Source organism: Clostridium sp. BL-8 (assembly GCF_002006495.1).
In the GTDB taxonomy this organism is placed as follows: Bacteria; Bacillota; Clostridia; order Clostridiales; family Clostridiaceae; genus Clostridium.
The window spans coordinates 1-19,633 of the sequence record NZ_LZZL01000091.1; the positions used below are offsets into that span (position 1 = coordinate 1).

At 31.0% G+C, this 19,633-nt stretch carries 20 protein-coding genes; 8 read left to right on the plus strand and 12 right to left on the minus strand.

Features of this window, described 5'->3' with window-relative positions:
• Positions 1–604: peptidoglycan amidohydrolase family protein (locus tag CLOBL_RS22710; RefSeq protein WP_077861106.1), on the minus strand; the 604-nt coding region annotated here is incomplete at its 3' end.
• Between the two features lie 215 nt (positions 605–819).
• Here CLOBL_RS22710 and CLOBL_RS22715 point away from each other — a divergent pair.
• Together CLOBL_RS22715 and yaaA are read left to right on the plus strand one after the other, a co-directional pair.
• Positions 820–1,914, plus strand: a complete 1,095-nt coding sequence (locus CLOBL_RS22715) for a GGDEF domain-containing protein (protein WP_077861107.1) — start codon at positions 820–822, stop codon at positions 1,912–1,914.
• Between the two features lie 308 nt (positions 1,915–2,222).
• The gene (gene yaaA / locus CLOBL_RS22720; RefSeq protein ID WP_077861108.1) at positions 2,223–2,963 is read left to right on the plus strand and encodes a peroxide stress protein YaaA; all 741 of its coding nucleotides are present in this window, start codon (positions 2,223–2,225) and stop codon (positions 2,961–2,963) included.
• A gap of 100 nt (positions 2,964–3,063) precedes the next feature.
• Here yaaA and CLOBL_RS22725 read toward each other — a convergent pair whose 3' ends face one another.
• Positions 3,064–3,327 (minus strand): hypothetical protein, encoded by a 264-nt coding sequence (locus CLOBL_RS22725; protein ID WP_077861109.1) that lies wholly within the window; start codon positions 3,325–3,327, stop codon positions 3,064–3,066.
• A 97-nt stretch (positions 3,328–3,424) separates the two neighbouring features.
• Positions 3,425–5,128: a hypothetical protein gene (locus CLOBL_RS22730; protein ID WP_077861110.1), complete on the minus strand. Its 1,704-nt coding sequence runs from the start codon at positions 5,126–5,128 to the stop codon at positions 3,425–3,427.
• 418 nt (positions 5,129–5,546) lie between these two features.
• Between CLOBL_RS22730 and CLOBL_RS22735 the strand changes: the two genes are divergently transcribed.
• Positions 5,547–5,726: a hypothetical protein gene (locus tag CLOBL_RS22735; protein WP_009170994.1), complete on the plus strand. Its 180-nt coding sequence runs from the start codon at positions 5,547–5,549 to the stop codon at positions 5,724–5,726.
• 207 nt (positions 5,727–5,933) lie between these two features.
• Here the strand turns inward: CLOBL_RS22735 and lsrF are convergent, their stop codons facing one another.
• From lsrF to CLOBL_RS22760, 5 genes are all read right to left on the minus strand, one after another.
• Entirely contained in the window at positions 5,934–6,812 is an 879-nt protein-coding gene (gene lsrF / locus CLOBL_RS22740) for a 3-hydroxy-5-phosphonooxypentane-2,4-dione thiolase (protein ID WP_077861111.1), read from the minus strand.
• Between the two features lie 203 nt (positions 6,813–7,015).
• Positions 7,016–8,119 (minus strand): substrate-binding domain-containing protein, encoded by a 1,104-nt coding sequence (locus tag CLOBL_RS22745; RefSeq protein WP_077861112.1) that lies wholly within the window; start codon positions 8,117–8,119, stop codon positions 7,016–7,018.
• Between the two features lie 88 nt (positions 8,120–8,207).
• The gene (locus tag CLOBL_RS22750) at positions 8,208–9,248 is read right to left on the minus strand and encodes an ABC transporter permease (protein ID WP_077861113.1); all 1,041 of its coding nucleotides are present in this window, start codon (positions 9,246–9,248) and stop codon (positions 8,208–8,210) included.
• Positions 9,248–10,267, minus strand: a complete 1,020-nt coding sequence (locus CLOBL_RS22755) for an ABC transporter permease (protein WP_077861114.1) — start codon at positions 10,265–10,267, stop codon at positions 9,248–9,250. Before CLOBL_RS22755 ends, CLOBL_RS22750 begins: the two co-directional genes overlap by 1 nt.
• A complete protein-coding gene (locus CLOBL_RS22760) occupies positions 10,264–11,805 on the minus strand; it encodes a sugar ABC transporter ATP-binding protein (protein ID WP_077861115.1) in 1,542 nt (513 codons plus the stop codon). The genes CLOBL_RS22755 and CLOBL_RS22760 overlap by 4 nt, the downstream gene beginning before the upstream one ends.
• A gap of 414 nt (positions 11,806–12,219) precedes the next feature.
• On the opposite strand from CLOBL_RS22760, the gene CLOBL_RS22765 reads away from it, so the two are divergent.
• The 5 genes from CLOBL_RS22765 to CLOBL_RS22785 all read left to right on the plus strand — a co-directional run bounded on the left by CLOBL_RS22765 (position 12,220) and on the right by CLOBL_RS22785 (position 16,796).
• Positions 12,220–13,158, plus strand: a complete 939-nt coding sequence (locus CLOBL_RS22765; protein WP_077861116.1) for a sugar-binding transcriptional regulator — start codon at positions 12,220–12,222, stop codon at positions 13,156–13,158.
• Between the two features lie 66 nt (positions 13,159–13,224).
• A complete protein-coding gene (gene lsrK / locus CLOBL_RS22770) occupies positions 13,225–14,787 on the plus strand; it encodes an autoinducer-2 kinase (protein ID WP_077861117.1) in 1,563 nt (520 codons plus the stop codon).
• A gap of 42 nt (positions 14,788–14,829) precedes the next feature.
• Positions 14,830–15,180, plus strand: coding sequence for a cupin domain-containing protein (locus CLOBL_RS22775; RefSeq protein WP_077861118.1), 351 nt, complete (start codon positions 14,830–14,832; stop codon positions 15,178–15,180).
• Between the two features lie 516 nt (positions 15,181–15,696).
• A complete protein-coding gene (locus CLOBL_RS22780) occupies positions 15,697–16,230 on the plus strand; it encodes a hypothetical protein (RefSeq protein WP_077861119.1) in 534 nt (177 codons plus the stop codon).
• A 32-nt stretch (positions 16,231–16,262) separates the two neighbouring features.
• Positions 16,263–16,796: a hypothetical protein gene (locus CLOBL_RS22785; protein ID WP_077861120.1), complete on the plus strand. Its 534-nt coding sequence runs from the start codon at positions 16,263–16,265 to the stop codon at positions 16,794–16,796.
• A gap of 164 nt (positions 16,797–16,960) precedes the next feature.
• On the opposite strand, the gene CLOBL_RS22790 is transcribed toward CLOBL_RS22785, so the two are convergent.
• From CLOBL_RS22790 to CLOBL_RS22800, 4 genes are all read right to left on the minus strand, one after another.
• Positions 16,961–17,590 (minus strand): YkgJ family cysteine cluster protein, encoded by a 630-nt coding sequence (locus CLOBL_RS22790; protein ID WP_179117819.1) that lies wholly within the window; start codon positions 17,588–17,590, stop codon positions 16,961–16,963.
• A 308-nt stretch (positions 17,591–17,898) separates the two neighbouring features.
• Positions 17,899–18,075: a 30S ribosomal protein S21 gene (rpsU, locus tag CLOBL_RS22795; RefSeq protein ID WP_008418503.1), complete on the minus strand. Its 177-nt coding sequence runs from the start codon at positions 18,073–18,075 to the stop codon at positions 17,899–17,901.
• Positions 18,076–18,246: 171 nt separating this feature from the next.
• Positions 18,247–18,375, minus strand: coding sequence for a hypothetical protein (locus CLOBL_RS29040; RefSeq protein ID WP_278281353.1), 129 nt, complete (start codon positions 18,373–18,375; stop codon positions 18,247–18,249).
• Between the two features lie 29 nt (positions 18,376–18,404).
• Positions 18,405–19,250: an Rpn family recombination-promoting nuclease/putative transposase gene (locus tag CLOBL_RS22800; RefSeq protein WP_077861121.1), complete on the minus strand. Its 846-nt coding sequence runs from the start codon at positions 19,248–19,250 to the stop codon at positions 18,405–18,407.
• Positions 19,251–19,633 lie beyond the last annotated feature (383 nt).

Sequence of the window (19,633 nt, forward strand, 5' to 3'; positions counted from 1 at the left end):
TCATGGCATGTTGTAAAACCTTAATCCCTGCTTTTTTTGTTTCAGTACCTCTAACACCATCAGTATCAATGTTACATCCAGCAAAATTGTTTGCTTGAACTTGTCCGGCTTGAACATTCGAATTACCAGATGGAGGATTAGGATTACTACTTCCTTCATTATATCTAAGAACATAATCCCAAGGGTAATTATAATAGTTTTCAATACAAATTTCTTTACCTGTTTGATCCCCAGGTTTACCACCTGTTGCTGTGCCATTTTCATTTTCCCTAGCAGCAACAACTTGTCCACTTCCAATAAACATTACAGTATGTGAAGATACATTTAGTAATACATCACCACGTTGTAAGCCAGATCCATTTGATAATACTATAGATGATGTTACATCAGAAAATCCACAATTAAGAAAAACACTTCTCATATTACCAGTATAAGTTGCACCATTAGTTTTTACAGGAACACCTGCAGTCTGCCATGCAGTAATAACTGAAGAAGAACAATCATAATCTCCACGCTCTCCCCATCTATATGTTTGGTCATATCCGTGACTATTATCATTTGCTAAGTTAATCATCCATTGTGTTGCTGTTTCAATCTTTCCCATATTATCATATCCTTTCAAGTAATAATTAAAGTAAATTAGTTAGCAAACTCATTTGCTTTACAATTACTTAAAGGAATTTTTAATAGGTTTTGTAAACCTAAAATTTACGGGCAAATTATTTGTCATAAGAGGTAGTTAATGGTATAATTATAATAACAAATAACAATTATTATTTAATATCTTTAATCAAACAAATAAAATTGGAGGTGAAAATAATGAGTAACTTTTTTATTAATATACTTCTTTTGATTTCAGGAATATTTTTAGGTGGACATTTATCAAAGAATACACCTCTTGAATACAGTTCAAAAGTTTTTACAAAAGTTTTGCTTGGTTTAGGCGGTGGAATTCTCGCAATAGGAATGATGATTTACGCAATAAATATTGAAAGTACAAAAACTTTGGTGGATTTAAGAGTTATAGCATTAATGTTGATATATAATATTAGCGGACTTTTATCTTCATTAGTTACAGGAATAATTATAGTTTTATTTAGATTTTTATATTTTGGAATCAATCAATCATCAATAGTTGCAGTTTTTCAAATTCTAATATTACTATTACTATTTTCAATAGTTGGTAAACTAAAGTTAAATATGATTAAAAAGTGGATAACCATATACTTAATCAATATGCTTTCTATGATTAGTACCTATTATTACTTGTTATCCAATGTAAATAATGTATTTAATATACTTTTAGAGTATTTTATTATATCGGCAGTTGCAACTATACTAGCTTATTATTTATTAAAATATGTTAGGTCATCAAATGAATTATATAGGAGATATAAAAATGAGGCTACTAAAGATTTTTTGACTGGATTAAATAATACAAGGCAATTTGATTTGATATTTAATAAAAGTGCTATAAATGCAAAAGAAAAGGATGAACAATTATCTTGTTTAATGGTTGATATAGATCATTTTAAGCATGTTAATGATACATACGGCCATGCAGTTGGTGATATAGTATTAAGAGAATTAGCAGTTATTTTAAAAAATTCTTGTAGAGTATTTGATGCAGTTTCAAGAGTTGGAGGAGAAGAATTTTGTATCTTACTACTTGACTGCTCTAAAGAACGGACAATGGATATAGGAAAAAGGATATGTGATGAAGTAAAGAAGCACGAATTTGAAATTGGTGACGGAAGAAAAATAAGAATCACTGTTTCTGTAGGAATATCTGCTTACCCTGAGTCAACGGATAACATTGAGATGCTAATAAAGCAAGCAGATGACTCTTTATATAAGGCAAAGCAAACTGGAAGAGATAGAGTATGTTCAATCGATACATGTGATACAAATTAACGGTACTGTAAAATAAAACTGGTAAAAAATACAGATATCCTATTAATATTGAATACTAATATGATATCTGTATTTTAAATTTAAATCCTTATTTTCAATTATATATGTTGCAATTAATTTTATGCATTTTACATCTAGATATCTACTTACCTATAACCATTCTAAATGTAATTTTATTATTGCAGCATATATATATTATCTATATATCTTAATTAGATAATTCCCATTTCGACTAGGTTTTATAAACCTAAAATTTAAGATATAATGTCTTATATGAAAAAAACTATTTAACATATGGAGGAATTATGTTGAAAATTATTATATCACCAGCCAAAAAGATGAATGTAGATACAGAATTTAAGATAAATAATATGCCATGTTTTTTAGATAAGGCTGAATTTTTAATGGAATATATTAAAAATCTAAGCTATAAGGAAGCTAAAGCTTTATGGCAATGCAATGATAAAATTGCTAAGACAAGCTTTGAATACTTTTCCAATATGAACCTTACTGAAAGACTCACCCCCGCATTATTAGCTTATGATGGAATTCAATATAAGTATATGGCTCCAAATGTATTTGACATTAAAGAATGGGAATATATCGAAAACCATTTATATATTCTATCTGGCTTTTATGGCATTCTTAAACCACTTGACGGCATAGTACCTTACCGTCTTGAAATGCAGTCAAAAATCATGCTTTCATGCTATAAAGATTTATATGATTATTGGGGAGATAACATATTTCAGAAACTATATGAGGATACAGATATAGTACTAAATCTTGCATCTAAAGAATATAGTAAATCCATCGAAAATTATCTAAACGATAAGGCGCAATTAATATCATGTACTTTTGGTGAATATAAAGAAGGTAAAATTATAACAAAGGGAACCTTAGCAAAGATGGCTAGAGGTGAGCTTGTCCGTTATATGGCAGAGGAAAAGATTGATAAAATATCAGAAATAAAAAACTTTAACAGACTTGGTTATAAATATAATATTGACGCATCAAGCAATGAAAATATGGTTTTTATAAAGGACTAGGGCAGATGAGAACTATCCAATTTTTCAGAAAAAGTGCAGAAGTTATGGGAGTCAGTAAGGATTCTATAGAATCTCACAGAAACATCAGATGAAACTTCAATTACATCCTATAAAGGCTCCATTCTTCTGTACTTAAATTTAACCTTAAATCACAAAGCATTTTCATATTATCTTTTATAATTTCACATGTAAAAGTATATACATAATCTCCTCCTATTTTTTCCTTATCCCTCCTCACTAACCTTTCTACATTAATTACATCTAAAGCTTCACTATCATCAATGATAAAAAAGCTTAAAGGTTTCACAATACCTGCTCCATCAGTTGTAGTAATTACCTGAACCAACTTATCAACTATTTTCATCAGTGCTCACTCCTATTTTTTATATTTGTACATACATTATATAATTTGATTATAAATAGATTTTATTCAAAAAAACCTATTTATAATCAGTATTAACTTATTTAACTTTACTAAGTTCATCTAAAAATGCTGGTTTCTTTCTATACAAAGCTATTAATTCATTTATTATTGGGGTTTCGCTTTGCTTTCCTGCAATCTTTTTATATTTTCTAATTATTGTACATACATTTTTATAATGACTTCTATTTGTAGCACGACTTGCTTCAAACTTTATATATTTTTTATAAATTTCTATAACTTCATCTTTAAACTTATCCATTAAAATTTCTGCATAACCATCTATACTTGTTGGATCCTCTCTCACATAGCTCATTATTTCATCTAAATCTTTTTCCTCCCATATTATCTTAAGAAACATACTTTTGGAATGCCAGTCTTCCTTTGTTTTAAGTTCTTGTTTTAAATTATTATAAAAACTTATTTTATCCTCTGCCAATTCTTTTAGTTCTTTATAATATTCAAATTTTCCTTTAAACAAAAGTTCCGTAGCTAAATTTCTTTGATCCTCTTTCATAGATAGTTCTTTATATGCCAAATATCTTATTTGTTTCCATTTTAAAATTAAGCCAGCAAATCTCTTATCCTGTTCCTCTCCATCTAAGGTCAATTCTATAACTTTTTCGTAATTCTTCTCTTCAAGATATTTGTTTATAAATAATTCTCTAAAAGACGAGAACTTTAAGTTATCTTTTATAAACTGTTCTGCCTCTTCCTCAGTATCATACTTATTTACCATATTAAATAATATATGAAGCATCCTTTCATTGCTGTATTTCATATACTCATTATTAGAATTTTTATCAATTAAGTAATTTAACTTTGTTTTCAGCTTATCTCTAAGAGCTTCCGTAGTTGCAACCTCAGCACATAATTCTAGAATACCCATTCTATAATCTGTCCATCCATCAAAAATTTTACTTTCGCCTTTATTTAACAGTCTATCAAATAATTGATCCTTTATATTAATATCTATATCTTCATTGTAACTTATTACCTCACCTATTAAATCAATAGTTTCTGATACTAAGTATCCAATATCACCATCAGAATCGTCAGCATATTCAAAGGCCTCTATCCCTTCATCTATTACTAGAAATGCAATATCAAGTGCTAATACTATATCCTCTGTTTCTCTTATCTTTTCTAACAGCTCCTCCATATCACTTACAAAATAACCTGCTTCTCTATATGAGATAAATCCTTCTCTTCCTAAATGCTTTCTCACTATAGAATTTATTAATTTTTTACATTTATTAAGTTCCTGTTCACTATTTCCTTTTGAATACCTGACAATAAGACTATCCTTCAAGGTTTTATCCTTTTGAATTATATCCAATATAATAGCTATTAATTTTTCTTTTGAAAGACCGCTTAAAACTTCTTTTATTTCTGGTTCCTTAGCCTTTTTATTTTTTACTTTTTCATTATTTGCAGCACAATTTGCATTTTCTGCTTTATTATTTATATCCTTGCTTATAAGTTCAGCCAATTCAAAATAAGCTGCAACTTCGTGCTTACATATTGGGCCAAAATCATAAGGGCAATCACATTCGGAATAAATTATTTCTCCATTATCATCGAGCTGAACTACAACCTGGTAGTCTTCACTTCCCTGCACTTCAAAGGTATAAGTATTATCTCCTTCATTACAATAATCAACTATATTTCCATCTGTATAATATTCATAGCCTCTTTTTAAAATTGTTTTATCAACATATTCATTAAAATTATTAATATTCATAATAACTCCTTCAGTAATTTGCTTTTGTTCACTTTTATTGACATTATTATAGCATAAATTTACATAAAAAATATTAAAGCTGAGACTTTCTAAATACAAGAAAATCTCAGCTTATTTTTGTTATCTGCTTAAATATATTGTCATTACAGTTAGTACTAATACAATAATAAATCCATAGTCAAAAGTTTATCTTGTGTGCAGACTAACAGATTTGAGAGCAAGTATTGATGGATTAATCGTGATTGTTCTAAACAAACACCACAAACATTTCCTTTCCTTCATAGTGTATTATTTCTTCTTTATACTCTTTATCTTTATTAAAATTATTATTTTTCAGGTAATTTTTTAAAAGAAAGAATATTCAAAATATTCAGAGTATGGTATAATATTATAAAATACATTAAAGGTGGTATGCTTTATGGAAAAATATAGAGAACATGAAATCATCGTAATACAGAACAATGAAAATCAATACCCATATAAGGCAATTGCAAGGATAGGTGATAATGAAATAAAGCATAAGGGACAAAGTGAGTCCGAAGCAATTTATTTAGTTAAACAAAGCATCAATAAGTTAAAATCCAAAAATATAATTTAATTGTAGTATATCTAAATCCAAGTGAATAAAAATTGCTATATTTTAAATATTAGGTATCGAAGATACATAAACCCCTCGACTAATGTCAGGGGTTTTGCCTTTTAATTCATAATGGTACAAAAAATTGCAACCTGTCCTTAGCAATTTTATAGCTAAACACGGTTGCAATCTTACTCCTTATCTACATTATCTGTGCATATTTAAAATCTATTTATTAATTGCATCTTGATAGAATTCATATGCTTCTTTATCACTTGCTTTTTCATGAACAACTTTACGTACAGCTTCTGCCATTTCAACTGGGTGATTGCTTTGGAAAATGTTTCTACCCATATCTATTCCATGAGCACCTTTAGTTATTGCATTATATGCAAGTGTGAGAGCTTCATTTTCTGGCAGCTTCTTTCCACCTGCTACAACTAAAGGAACTGGGCATGCAGCTGCTACTTCTTCGAAATTATCACAATAATAAGTCTTAACAATATTTACTCCAAGTTCTGCAAGAATACGAGTTGCAAGCTTAAAATACTTATCTGTGCGTTCCATATTCTTGCCAACTGCTACAACCCCCATTGTAGGAATACTGTAACGAATTCCTGCATTTATGACTTTTGATAGATTATCAAGGCTTTCTAATTGGCCATCTGAACCAATAAACGCTTGTACAGCCATACAATCTGCATTACATTTAATTGCATCTTCAATATCTACAGCAACTATTTCATGAGATAAATCCTCATTTAACATAGATGAGCCAGAGGAAACTCTAAGAGCCACTGCTTTATTACCAACTGGAGGAACACTCGAACGAAGAGCTCCTCTTGTACACATTAATACATCAATACTAGGTATTAATTTAGGAACCAATATATCGAGTCTTTCAAGTCCTGATACAGACCCCATAAAATAACCATGATCAAATGCAAACATTACTGTGTTACCACTTTTAGCATTAAAAATATTTGCAAGGTGCTTCTTCATTCCCCAATCTAAATTACCTGCTCCCTTTACATAAAAACTTTCATTTTCAAATGGTACGTCTAAATGATAGTTCTTTGCAACCTTTAATCCTTCTAAATCTGCCATAATTAAAAACCCTCCACTTTTATACCTAGTGCATATCTTTTTGCACTAATTTATTTTTATTAAAATTTATTTATTAATAAGCTTCTTACTTAAAAAAAGCTTAATAGTATGTCATCAGTAATAAATTCTAAGCAATTGTTATATTTATAGGTAATCTGATGTCTAGCAACTGTACCACCCCACCTGAATCAAGTTTCACTTGATCAGAAGTCATATTTATCCATATTATCTTTTGTAAATACAGTTCTTTCAGGAAGCAATACAACTCCTGAAGACTTATCTGAAGCGTCTGCTTTAGGATCAAGTACTGTGTTTGGCATAACTTCTACAGTTCCTATATCAGGGATATCAATCTTATCGCCAACTTTTACTTGGTGGCCTGATGCAATATAGTATGCAATATAGCAGCCCATAGCACCTTGAATACCGCAGTCCCATAGACCCCAGCGAGTTAAGATTCCATCACTACAATATTGTTTCATTGAATTAGGAGATGCAAAACCAGTTATAGTTACGTTTTTAGCACTCAAACCTTTATTTTGTGCTGCTTGTGCCTGTCCTGGAAGTGCAGTAGAATCATTACAAATGATTAAATCTATATCAGGATGTGCAGATAGTATTGATTCACCAACTGATATAGCCTGCTCAGCATCTTGATTTGAATAGTAGTTATCTGGTGCAACATTTTTCCAATTAGGATATTTAGATTTTATATATTTCTCACCTTCAACTTGCCATGAGTTTTGGTCAGTAACGGTTGCATTTGAATAATGCCAGCAATATTTGATAGCATCTTTATCAGGATCTTTGCCACGTTCCTTTAAAGAATCGTAACCCATTTGAACTAACATCTGACCTAATTGTTCTGGAGTCCCTTGAGAAACCATAATTTTACGAACTGATGGATCTACATCAGAATCCCAGGTAGTAACTGTAACACCTGCATCGGCTGCCGCTTTAAGTGCTTCTTTAACACCAGCCGCATCAACAGAAGATAAACAAATAGCATCAGTACCTTGTTGAACTGCTTTATTAATTACAGAAACCTGAGCTGATGGAGATGCATTAGCATCACCTTGATAATCAACTTTGAATCCCCATTTTTTAGAATGTTCTTGAGCTCCCTTATTAGCAGATTCAAAGAATGCATTACCTGTAAGCTTAGGAATAAAAGTTACAGTAATATCTCCTTTTTTAGTATCCTTAGTTGATGTTTCTGTTGTTGTAGTGCTATTTGAACCACATCCAACAAGTGTAGTAAACATCATTGCACCAGCAAGTACTAATGCAACAGCTTTCTTTTTCATAATAAGTCCCCCTGTAATATTATTTTTATATTTAATGCAGATGTAGATCCATCCGCTAAGCCTACACGTTTATTTATTTATTTACTTACTAATTTAATTTGCTATTTACTCTTCTTCTAAAATTAAAATGCTGCTGAATAAATGCATTGATCTTTTGATTTTTAGAAACAGTACTTGCTGCAACTACAACAACAAGCATTATACCAACTGGAATATCTAAATATTGATTTGGTATTCCATTCATTGAAAGTCCAAACCTCATAATTCCAATTACAACAGCTGCTAGTGCTGTACCAAAAACACCACCTTTACCGCCTAATGTGGAAGTACCACCAAGTATTACTGCTGTAATAATTGGCATTGTTAAGTCCCCACCAAAATCAGACTTTGCAGAACCAAGGTAACTTGTCATAATAATCCCTGCAAAAGCTGCTGCCATACCTGAAAAAATATAAGTACTCATAACAATAACTTTTGTATTGATACCCGAAAATTCTGCTGCCCGCTTATTAATACCGCAAAGAAATACTTGCCTTCCGTACTTTGTATGGTGAAGAATAATATAGGCAATAATGGTAAGAACAATAAAAATAAAAATTTGCGAAGGTATAACTCCAAAGAAGCGCTTTTTAGTAAAAGCTGTAAATGCCTCTGGAAATCCACTTATGCCAAGATAAGCAGCTGTACTTGACATATTTGATACTGCAATAGCAAGTCCAGAATATAAAAACGATCCACCTAAAGTTATTACCATTGGCTGTACATTTGTAAATGCAACGAAAAATCCACTTAAGGCGCCACATAAACAGCCAATAACTATAGCAATTACGCAAGCCGTACCAATACTTACACCAAAGCTTTTCCAAAAGACTCCAATAACAATCGAACTCAGACCTACAATAGATCCAGCCTGCAGGTCTATACCACCAGTAATAAATACAAAGCACATAAATACGGAAATAATGCAAATAGATATGAAATCATTAAAACTGCCAAACAAAACACGTGGCATCAAGAACTTTGGATTCATAGTACCAAATATAATTACTTCTGCAATAATGAACAATATTAAGAAATATTCCCAGCGAAATTTAAAACTTAATAAGGTCTTTTTTAAATTCTCTTTCATTATATATTTCCTCCTATTGCTTTATTTTCAGTAACTGCTTCAGTTCTGGCTGATAATCTTTCTCTTCTTGCCTTTTCAGCATTACGATGCTGCATTATTGCATCCAAAACAACTATAGTTATTAATAAAATACCAGTAATGGTATTATCATAGTCAGAGGAAAATCCTAAAAATACTAATATACGGCTTATAGATGCCATTATAAGTGCACCAAATGTAGCTCCAACTGCATTACCAATACCTCCTGAAAGGCTGATTCCACCAATAACACAAGCAGCAATTGCTTTCATCTCATAACCATTCCCAGAGATAGGGGTAACAAAACCAATACGGCTGACAAATACAACAGCAGCTAAAGATGCACAAACTCCGCAGATTACAAAGCTTATTAAACGAGTTCCTGTAACAGGAAGACCAAGGTGAATTGCTCCATCTTCATTATCTCCAACCGCCTGGAAATATCGGCCACGCTTTGTTCTTGTCAAAAACATATATATAGCAATAACGATTACAATTGTACCTATAAACATCCAGGATAATCCTGCAATACCTTGCTGTGAAAGTCCCTTAAAATCTTTTGGAACATTTTCTACCCAAGCACCACCAGTGTACACATAAGAAAAACCTCTTACTATGCTATTGATACCAATTGTCATAATAATAGATGGCACTTTAAGGATTGCAACGCCAATTCCATTAATCAAACCTATAACTATTCCTATACATACAGCTACAAGTACTGAAAGTAGAAAAGATTTACCATCTCTAACCATAGTACCTACAACTGCTGCAGATAAACCTAAAGTAGCTCCAATAGATGCATCAATCTCACCAGTAAATATGACAAAGGCCATGCCAATAGCACAGATTGTATAAACTGTAGCACCATTTAAGCAAAGCATTATATTATCTGACTGCATAAATGTAGGATTTATCATTCCAACAATTGCATATAAGGCAATCAGAAAAATAACTGCTGTAGCTTCTCTTCTATTTAAGAATTTCCTTATAGCATTCATATTTTTTCACCTTCCTTTTGCTCCTCATAAACACCAAAGGCAGCACTCATAAGATTGTTTTCATTAATATCAGCCTTTTTAAAAGTGTGATTAATTGAGCCTTGAAACATAGTTATTACACGGTCTGAAAGCTGAATAATTTCCTCCATATCAGATGAAATAAGTAAAACTGAAAATCCTTGCTCCTTTAGTTCGTTTATAATGGTATACACATCTCCACGTGCTGAGGCATCAATCCCACGAGTAGGTTCATCTAATATAATAAGCTTTGGATGAGTTGCAAGAATCTTAGCTATTACAACCTTCTGTTGATTTCCTCCTGAAAGGCTCCCTATCTGCTGATCCTGCCCAGTGACTTTAATATACAAATCCTTTATATATTTATCAGTGATTTTCTTTTCTTCTTTAAAATTCATAAAAAACTTGCTAAGATGTTTCAAGCATCCACAGGAAGTATTTAAAGCTATATCACCAATTTTAAAAATCCCATCCTGTCTTCTATCTTCAGGAACATAATTAATACCCTTTTCAATTACTTGAGAAGTTGATAATCCTGTAATGTCTTGCCCATTAAGATAAGCCTTTCCACCAAGTACTTTATCTCTACCAAAAATTGTGACTGCAAGTTCACTTCGCCCAGCACCTACTACCCCTGCGAGGCCTAATATTTCACCTGGATATACATCAAAAGATACATCTTTAAAACCATATCCACTATAATTCTTTAAACTAAAAATTGGCTTCAGATTTTTATAATCAGGAACTTTTCCCTTTAAAATCTGCTTCTTTTCTTCTATATCAGGAGGAAGAAGACCTTTTACAAGCATCTCACGGGTAAAATCTTTAACGCATCCATTAAGGGTAATAATACCGTCTCTCATTATTGCAACATGAGTTGCTATCTTAAATACTTCTTCAAGACGATGAGTAATATATATGATACCTATATTTTTCTTTTTAAGGTCATTAACAATCTTAAAAAGAGATTCTACTTCATTAAAGGTTAATGCACTAGTTGGCTCATCTAAAATGAGCAGTTTTGCATTTCTTAAAAGTCCACGAAGAAGTTCTACCAGCTGTTGTTCTGCAATAGATAAAGTCAAAGCCTTTCTGCTTAAATCAATCTCCCAGCCAAGCTGCATTATTAAAGCTGCAAGGCGTTTGTGTAATTCTCCAGGGCTTTCACTAAAACCTATTGCTATATTCTCCTCAACAGTCATATTAGGGAAAAGCATCGGTTCTTGAGGGACAAGATACATACCTAGTTCCATTGAATCTAGTGGTTTGGAGCTTGTAACTTTTTTACCATTAACATAAATATCACCTTTATCCTGACGATAAATACACATGATTATTTTCATCAAAGTGCTCTTACCTGCACCATTCCCACCAATCAAGGCTAGTACTTCTCCTTCAGCCACCTCAAGATTTATTCCTTTCAAAACCTGGTTTTTAGAAAAAGATTTATAAATATCATGGACAGAAAGGAGCGTGCCCTTTGAAGTTATTGTTTTATTATTTGAAACGTTTACCAACATAATTCCAGCCCCCATAATCAGTTTGATTATTATATATAAATAGAAATTTTTCTTTAAAACATTTTAATGTACTATATCATATGTTTTGCTAGTAATTTTATGATAACTTTTTACCAAAATTTAATATTATGCTTTATCTTATTTTTATTCTCTAAAATATTTTAGCTAAAGCCTTTATATTTCAAGGCCTTAGCTATTTCATTTATACTTTTTTTAATCATATTATCGGAATCCTGACATAAAAGAACAATGACAATAATATAGTTATTACATAAACAAATGCTCTTAAGCTAAACATTTGCACCATTTAATGACTATAGCTTTTAAGTATATAGATATACCTCTGTAGACTTAGGCTTATGTGATAGCTTGGAAATCACATTTAATATAAAAAACATCGGAGGCAAAGTAAGTATGGATAATAATTATGAGGAAGTACTAATGTTTAAAGCAGCATGGTACTACTATTTTGATAATATGACACAACAGGAAATTTCAGAGTTTCTCGGAATACCACGTATGCGCGTTGTAAAATTGTTAAATAAGGCACGCACTACTGGAATTATCCAATTCAAGATAAAAGATGATTCTGCCAATCGCATGCAGCTTGAAAAGAAATTAGCAGTGACTTTTAATCTTAAAGATACTTTTATTGTATCTTCGCCACCTAAGGGAGTTAATACAAACGAGAATGTTGCAAAAGCCGCTGCTATGTATATAAATAATCGTCTAGAAAAGAATGCATTTATAAATATGGGATATGGTGATACTCAGGGTCGTATTCTAAATAATCTTGCAACCATGGTAGAACAACCAATTTCTGTAGTTTCGCTCACTGGTGGAGTCAATTTTTATCTGCCAAATAATATGTCATCAACCTTTAATGCAAAACTGTATTTAATTCCATCACCTCTTCTTGTATCTTCAAAAGAAGTCGTAGATGCGATAAGAAATGAGGCCTCCGTTACTGATATATCCCGTATGGCTCAGCTTTCTTCTTTATCTGTTATAGGCGTTGGTTCTATGAGTAACAATGCTACAACTATAAAAAGCGGTATTTTAACTAAAAACGATCTACTCTACCTAAAACTAAAAGGCGCTATAGGCGATATATTATGTCACTTCATTGATAAGGATGGAAACTTGGTAGATTCAAATATTGAATCTCGTCTAGTAACAACTCCACTTGATAAACTTCGCAGTCTAAAAAATGTAATTGGAGTTGCTGCAGGTGATGAAAAGGTAGATGCAATCAAAGCTGTCTTAAAGGGTGGCTACATTGATGTTCTTATCACTGATGAATCAACGGCTCTGAAACTATTAGAAAATAAGGTAGCAGCTACAGATGATTAAATTCTATTTTTACACTGATCATTAATAGATTAATTTTCTACTTAAATTTAAAGGAGGATTATTCATATGGAAAAATATTTAATGGCCGTTGATGCCGGTACTGGCAGCGTACGTGCTCTTTTATTCGATTTGAAAGGTAATCAAATTGCTTGCGTGCAGCAAGAATGGACACATAATGAAGATCCAAGATGGCCAGGAAGTATGGACTTTAACTGGTCTCTAAATTGGAGTCTTACATGTGACTGCATTCATAGAGTCATAAGAGACGCTAAAATAGATCCAAAAGAGATTGCTGCTGTATCCACTACCTGCATGCGTGAAGGAATTGTATTATATGATAAAGATGGAAATGAAATTTGGGCCTGTGCTAATGTAGATGCTAGAGCTAATGATGAAGTTTCAGAACTTATTAAAAGAGATCCAAATCTTCAAAAAGAAGTATACCTTGAATCTGGACAAACTTTTGCTCTAGATGCTATTCCACGAATCCTCTGGGTAAAAAATAAAATGCCTGAAGTTTATGAAAAGGTTTCCTCAATAGGTATGTTTAATGATTGGCTTATTTATAAAATGACTGGTAAGCATGCTGTTGAGCCAAGCAATGGTTCAACTACAGGTATCTTTAACCTAAAAAGCCGTTCTTGGAATCCTTCAATCATAAAAAGATGTGGACTTAAAGATAACATCTTTCCACCAGTTGCAGAATGCGGTACTGTTATTGGCAAAGTAAATGTAAAAGGCTCACAAGATACTGGTCTTGCAGAAGGAACTACTGTTGTAGTTGGTGGAGGTGATGCACAGCTTGGCTGCATTGGTGTAGGCGTTGTAAATCCAAAGGAAGCAGCAGTGTTTGGCGGGAGCTTCTGGCAGTATGAACTTAATACAGATAAGGTTAAAACAGATTTAGACTGCAGAGTCCGCGTAAACTGCCATGCTGTGCCTGGTATATGGCAATATGAAGCTATAGCCTTTCAGCCTGGACTTGCTATGCGCTGGTTTAGAGATGCTTTCTGTGAGCTTGAAAAACAAGAAGCTTCAAAGTCAGGTAAAGATGTTTATGATCTCATGAATGAGGAGGCTACTAAAATCCCTCCAGGAAGCTATGGCATGATATGCACTTTCTCTGATGTTATGAACTTTATTTCCTGGAAGCATGCTGCTCCTACCTTTACAAATTTTGAATTAGATTCTCAGAAATTTAACCGTTATACCTTTTATCGGGCAATACTAGAAAATGCAGCTATGATTACAAAAGGGAATATTAATCTTGTAAAGGAATTTACAGGTATCATGCCAGAAAGCATAGTATTTGCAGGTGGCGCTTCCAAGAGTCCTTTGTGGTGCCAAATTCTATCCGATGTTACTGGTCTGCCTGTTCGTGTTCCAGTAGTAAAAGAAGCAACTGGCCTTGGAGCTGCAATCTTGGCTGGTTTCGGCGCAGGTATTTATTCTGACATAGCAAAAACAGCTAATGAATTGGTACGCTTAGATAAAACTTATAAGCTCAATATGGATAACTACGCTATTTATGAAAATGCTTATTCTAAATGGCGCAAAGTATATGGTGCTCAATTAAGCCTTTGTAATGAAAAAACCACAAAAAATATGTGGATTGCACCTGGTCTTTAGAATTGTTAATAAATAAATTAATTTAGCTTGGAGGAATTAAATATGTATATTGTTGATGAAAAAGATAAAGAATATCGTTTTGGCGATGGTGGCCCAAAATATCTAATGAAAGGTCCACGTATGAATTTTGCAATAGTCCAATTTCAACCTGGACAAAATTTTAAAGCTCATTATCACAAAATCATGGAAGAAAACTTCTATATTATAGAAGGAGAAATTGATATTATTGTAGATGGTAAAGTAAATCACCTTACAGAAGGTCAGTTTATTCATATAAAACCCGGTGAAATTCACTATTGCATAAACAATTATAATACTCCTGTAAAAATGGTTTCCGCACTTGCACCTTATGAAAAAGTGGATAAATTTGAGGTTGAAAATTACACATATTAAGAGGCTTATACGTAAATGCTTTAGAAATTTCAGTCACTCTCTCCGCCTTCACAAAGTTTTATGATAATACTTCTGGAGGCTGAAGGACTGAAGTTTCTAAATATCATTAGTAGTAGAAGGAATATAATTTTAAAATAATCAAAATTATAAGTATCCTATTGGTATTTAATATCAATAGGATATTTGTAATATAATTTTAAATTTGTGTTTTCAAATATATTATTTAGAAACAAGTCTTTTTGTTTTAGTGATTCAAAAGATTTAATAGTAATTAATATATCATCATGAGTGCTGGTCATGATAAAAATATAATTATCTATTACATATTTATTCTTATACTTTTAAAAATTTATATAGTATAGATATAATTCTATAAAATATTAATAATGTATATTTTAAGAAAAAACTGATTGTAAACTAAATTTTGTGTCGAATAAAATTTTGAAAATAACTAAATATAGATTATGAAATAACTTTTGTAAACAATACAAATTTTTATAAAAAGGAGGAATATTAATGATACCAACAATAAAGCGCTTAATATTATTAACAATTATTATCACTCTGACAATACCTAATATAGCATATGCGCAAGCACCAACGCAGTCAGTTCCTATTGGTCCTAGAGTAGAGGACTTAAAAAATAAAGAAGAGATTATCAATAGCTTGAAACAAATAAGGGCTATAAGGGAAAATTTAACTGTAATTGATATAAGAGAAGATTCAACGAGCGACGAATTGAGTTCTACATATTCAAATATACAAACTTACCTCCAACTGTTTAGAGAGATTGAATCAAGATTAGAACAACATAAAGCTACATATGCAGATTCTATTCCGGATTTATATTTTTCAGAACTAATTATATCCATTGCTGATAACTATATTATAAGTTTAAAAGCGCAGCAAATATTGATAAGAGCATTACAAAACAATGTAGATGAAGCAAAAAAACTATTTTATTCAGATTATATGGCAAGATCATATTACTATATTACATCGGGTGATAACACTGTCGCTAATATTTCAACATATTTCACGGTTACTTAAATAATTTAAGTTCTATAAAAGGAGGAGTAATAATGCCGCAAAAATTTAAACGTTTAATACTACTAACAATTTTTATAACTTTAATAATACCTAATATAGCATATGCAGAGGTTCCACTTAAAACTGTACCATTTAACGTTAAAGTAACTGACTTAAAAAATAAAGAAGATATTCTCAATAATTTGGAGCAAATAAAAACTATACGGAAAAATTTGACTACGATTGATATAAGAGCCAGCTCATCTCAGGAGCAATTACAAACTACAGATGAACATCTTAGAAATTACATTCAGCAAATGGAGTCCATTATAGCAAACCTGGAAAATCATATAAATACATATGCAGATTCACTTTCAGATGAATTTTTTTCAGAACAAGTTATACTTATTGCTCGTGGTTATATTATAAGTTTGAGATATCAACAATTATTGGTAGGAGAATTACAACGCAATACACCGGAAGCAAAAGAACTATCCTATTCAAGTTACCTAATAACAATATATTTCAGCATGACAAGAAGTGACCAAATGATAGCTTATATTGATACATATCTTACATTTAGTTAAAAAATTTACAGAATGTAAGCAAAAATAGATATCCTATTAATATTAAATACCAATAGGATATCTGTATTCTAAATTTAAATTCGTATTTTCAATTATATTATCTAGAAACAAGTTTTTTTGTAATATTTGATTATACCATAAAACTTATTTTGTTAATCTAAAACTTATTCTAGGATTATTTCTTTATACAATTCTTCTCTTTCATCAATATCAAGCCAGCCTTCATATTCTGCATAATCAAATATTTTTTCTAGAAGCATATTGTAGTCTTTAGCAAAAACTGCTGGATTTATTTTATACTGATTAATAGTTTCATTTGTGAAATTATTGTTTCTAATTTCTTCTTCATATACAAGTGCATTTAAATATGTACTTCCTATTAGCTCTCTTATCAAGTTATATCTATAACTTCTTGCACTACAGATATAAAGCCTGCATATTATTGGCCTATCCTCATAAATAGTGCATAGATTGGTTTCTGTTATGAAATTACAGTCCATTTTCTTATTTAATACATACTGATCAAAATCTCTATAATAATTTCTCTTTTTAATTAGCTTTTCCTGAACAAAATCTAAAGCTGCCTCATCGTTCCAACTGCTCAATCTATTTACACAGATATTATCCATTTCTACTGACCAAGATTTTTTGCAGCAACTCTCCTCACATTCATTACAATTAAGAGGATTATTACTTAAAAATATGTCAACTGCATCTAACACATCTTTAACTGTCGTATTCTTATTAATTTTGTCATAATTCACTTTACCTTCAACATCAAATAGTAATTTCATTATATATTCCCTCAACTTTTAATTATTTTTTCTTACACGTTCCATATTTTCGGATTTCGTTAATATTCCAGTTCCTTAAAATAAATAAAATAACCTAAAGTAGAAATTTATTTAAAAATACTTTCCACTTTAGGCTAATGCTTTAGTTCTTTCAATGTTTAGATAAATTTAGCAATTTTATCTACGAATTTTTGTTTTCCCCAAGAATGCTTCCGAGACACAAAGTGTTGAAGTTACTTTTTCAATAAGTAAAATAGTTTTTTATTATAATCATTAATATTATTGATAAAACTATAATTTATAATCTACTACTTAAACTTTCTTTTTCTAGCTTCTTCTGACTTTTTCTTTCTTTTAACACTTGGCTTTTCATAGTGTTGTCTCTTTTTTGCCTCTGAAAGGATTCCAGATGCTGAGCATTTTCTTTTAAATCTTCTTAATGCTTGCTCAAGAGATTCATTTTCTCCAACTTTAATTTCTGACATACTTTATCCCTCCCCTGCTGGCACTGTACTGTAAATCATAAAATAATTTACAAATATAAACTCATCTTATACTATACAGCATTTACTAAAATGCTGTCAATTATACTAAACTTATTTATTCAATTTTTTGCTTCTTATTTTATAAATAATTAAAGCTGAGATTTTCTGAATTTATTTAACTTCTTGCACCCTTTTATGTATGGTTTTAAGAAGATTCCCTTTAACACCTTTTACTGTATCATCTGTTGAATCTTCTACATAAGCAATGAATTCTAAAAATTCCTCACTTAAATCATTCATAATTCCTTTTGTATTTAATAGAGTAAAAATTATTTTATTTTCTCTTGAAATTCATCAAAACTTTTAGCAATAACTGAAATTTTATTCCAACTCTTTAATATATCAATATTGTTTTGTTCATTTATAGAATAAATTAAGTTTTTCGGAATATTTCCAAGTTCCCTCAAATTATCCATAATGGTTTCTTTTAATACTTCTATTTTTCCCTCTTCAATTTTCTCTCTATCTCTTTCTAATAAAGTCATAAATTCCACCTCCACTGAAATATCATTTTTAACTTCTTGCACTCTTTTATGTATGGTTTTCACAAGATTCCCTTTAGCACCATGCACTGTATCATCTGTTGAATCTTCTACATAAGCAAGGAATTCTAGCAACTCTTCACTTAGATCATTCATAATTCCTTTTGTGTTTAACACTATTTTCTCCGCTTCATCATTTAATACTATTTCATTATCTTCTAAGCATATACTTTGAAAGGTATATTTGTGGCGACCTTTGTTAAATAAATCAAATGTACATATGAATATTATATAGCTTTTTGCAAGTCTTCTATAATCCTCACCTTTACTTATTAAATCTAGGTCTATACTTCCTTGATAATATCTTAGTCTTTTAGGTAAATTCTTATGCTTTCCACGCTGCATTTCAACATTGTAAATCGTGTTATTCTCATCTTTAACATAAACATCTAATCTAATGCCTTTGCTTTCAAGTAATAAGTCGATGGTTTTCTGCTCTTCAACCATTTCCACTTTTTCTATTTCGATTTCTAAAATCTTCTCTAATAATTCCTTGCAAATTTCTTTATCGCTCATAACTTTCGCAAATAAAAAATCATCTTCAAGATTTAATTCCCTTAAAGTTTTATTCATCTTAGTATCCTTACCTTACTTTTTTATCTTTTGTTCTGATTATTAACAACATTATAGCTGATTAAACAATTGGTTTCAATAGCTTCCTGGCTTTCGAATAAGCTATTTGTCTTTAAGATGAGTTGCCGGATACATTTCCTGTCAAATCCTCTTCCAATCTATCATTAATATTTGATATATAACTGCTTATTTTCTCTCTAATTTCTGCAATCATCACATTATCCCTACCCTAATAGATTTTTATTCTCATTGAATACATACTATACTAGACTAATACTTTTTAACCATCTCAATAATAGCTTCACCGTACTTTTCGCATTTTACTTTTCCAAATCCATTTACCTCATTGAGTTCTTCTATAGTCTTAGGTTTTGCTTTAATAA

What these genes read in the sequence shown, in the direction of transcription:
- CLOBL_RS22715 (WP_077861107.1), top strand. Translation starts at nt 820, where the DNA reads ATGAGTAACTTTTTTATTAATATACTTCTTTTGATTTCAGGAATATTT.
- CLOBL_RS22725 (WP_077861109.1), bottom strand. Translation starts at nt 3,327, where the DNA reads ATGAAAATAGTTGATAAGTTGGTTCAGGTAATTACTACAACTGATGGA.
- CLOBL_RS22730 (WP_077861110.1), bottom strand. Translation starts at nt 5,128, where the DNA reads ATGAATATTAATAATTTTAATGAATATGTTGATAAAACAATTTTAAAA.
- CLOBL_RS22735 (WP_009170994.1), top strand. Translation starts at nt 5,547, where the DNA reads ATGGAAAAATATAGAGAACATGAAATCATCGTAATACAGAACAATGAA.
- lsrF (WP_077861111.1), bottom strand. Translation starts at nt 6,812, where the DNA reads ATGGCAGATTTAGAAGGATTAAAGGTTGCAAAGAACTATCATTTAGAC.
- CLOBL_RS22745 (WP_077861112.1), bottom strand. Translation starts at nt 8,119, where the DNA reads ATGAAAAAGAAAGCTGTTGCATTAGTACTTGCTGGTGCAATGATGTTT.
- CLOBL_RS22750 (WP_077861113.1), bottom strand. Translation starts at nt 9,248, where the DNA reads ATGAAAGAGAATTTAAAAAAGACCTTATTAAGTTTTAAATTTCGCTGG.
- CLOBL_RS22755 (WP_077861114.1), bottom strand. Translation starts at nt 10,267, where the DNA reads ATGAATGCTATAAGGAAATTCTTAAATAGAAGAGAAGCTACAGCAGTT.
- CLOBL_RS22760 (WP_077861115.1), bottom strand. Translation starts at nt 11,805, where the DNA reads ATGTTGGTAAACGTTTCAAATAATAAAACAATAACTTCAAAGGGCACG.
- CLOBL_RS22765 (WP_077861116.1), top strand. Translation starts at nt 12,220, where the DNA reads ATGGATAATAATTATGAGGAAGTACTAATGTTTAAAGCAGCATGGTAC.
- lsrK (WP_077861117.1), top strand. Translation starts at nt 13,225, where the DNA reads ATGGAAAAATATTTAATGGCCGTTGATGCCGGTACTGGCAGCGTACGT.
- CLOBL_RS22775 (WP_077861118.1), top strand. Translation starts at nt 14,830, where the DNA reads ATGTATATTGTTGATGAAAAAGATAAAGAATATCGTTTTGGCGATGGT.
- CLOBL_RS22780 (WP_077861119.1), top strand. Translation starts at nt 15,697, where the DNA reads ATGATACCAACAATAAAGCGCTTAATATTATTAACAATTATTATCACT.
- CLOBL_RS22785 (WP_077861120.1), top strand. Translation starts at nt 16,263, where the DNA reads ATGCCGCAAAAATTTAAACGTTTAATACTACTAACAATTTTTATAACT.
- CLOBL_RS22790 (WP_179117819.1), bottom strand. Translation starts at nt 17,590, where the DNA reads ATGAAATTACTATTTGATGTTGAAGGTAAAGTGAATTATGACAAAATT.
- rpsU (WP_008418503.1), bottom strand. Translation starts at nt 18,075, where the DNA reads ATGTCAGAAATTAAAGTTGGAGAAAATGAATCTCTTGAGCAAGCATTA.
- CLOBL_RS29040 (WP_278281353.1), bottom strand. Translation starts at nt 18,375, where the DNA reads ATGAATGATTTAAGTGAGGAATTTTTAGAATTCATTGCTTATGTAGAA.
- CLOBL_RS22800 (WP_077861121.1), bottom strand. Translation starts at nt 19,250, where the DNA reads ATGAATAAAACTTTAAGGGAATTAAATCTTGAAGATGATTTTTTATTT.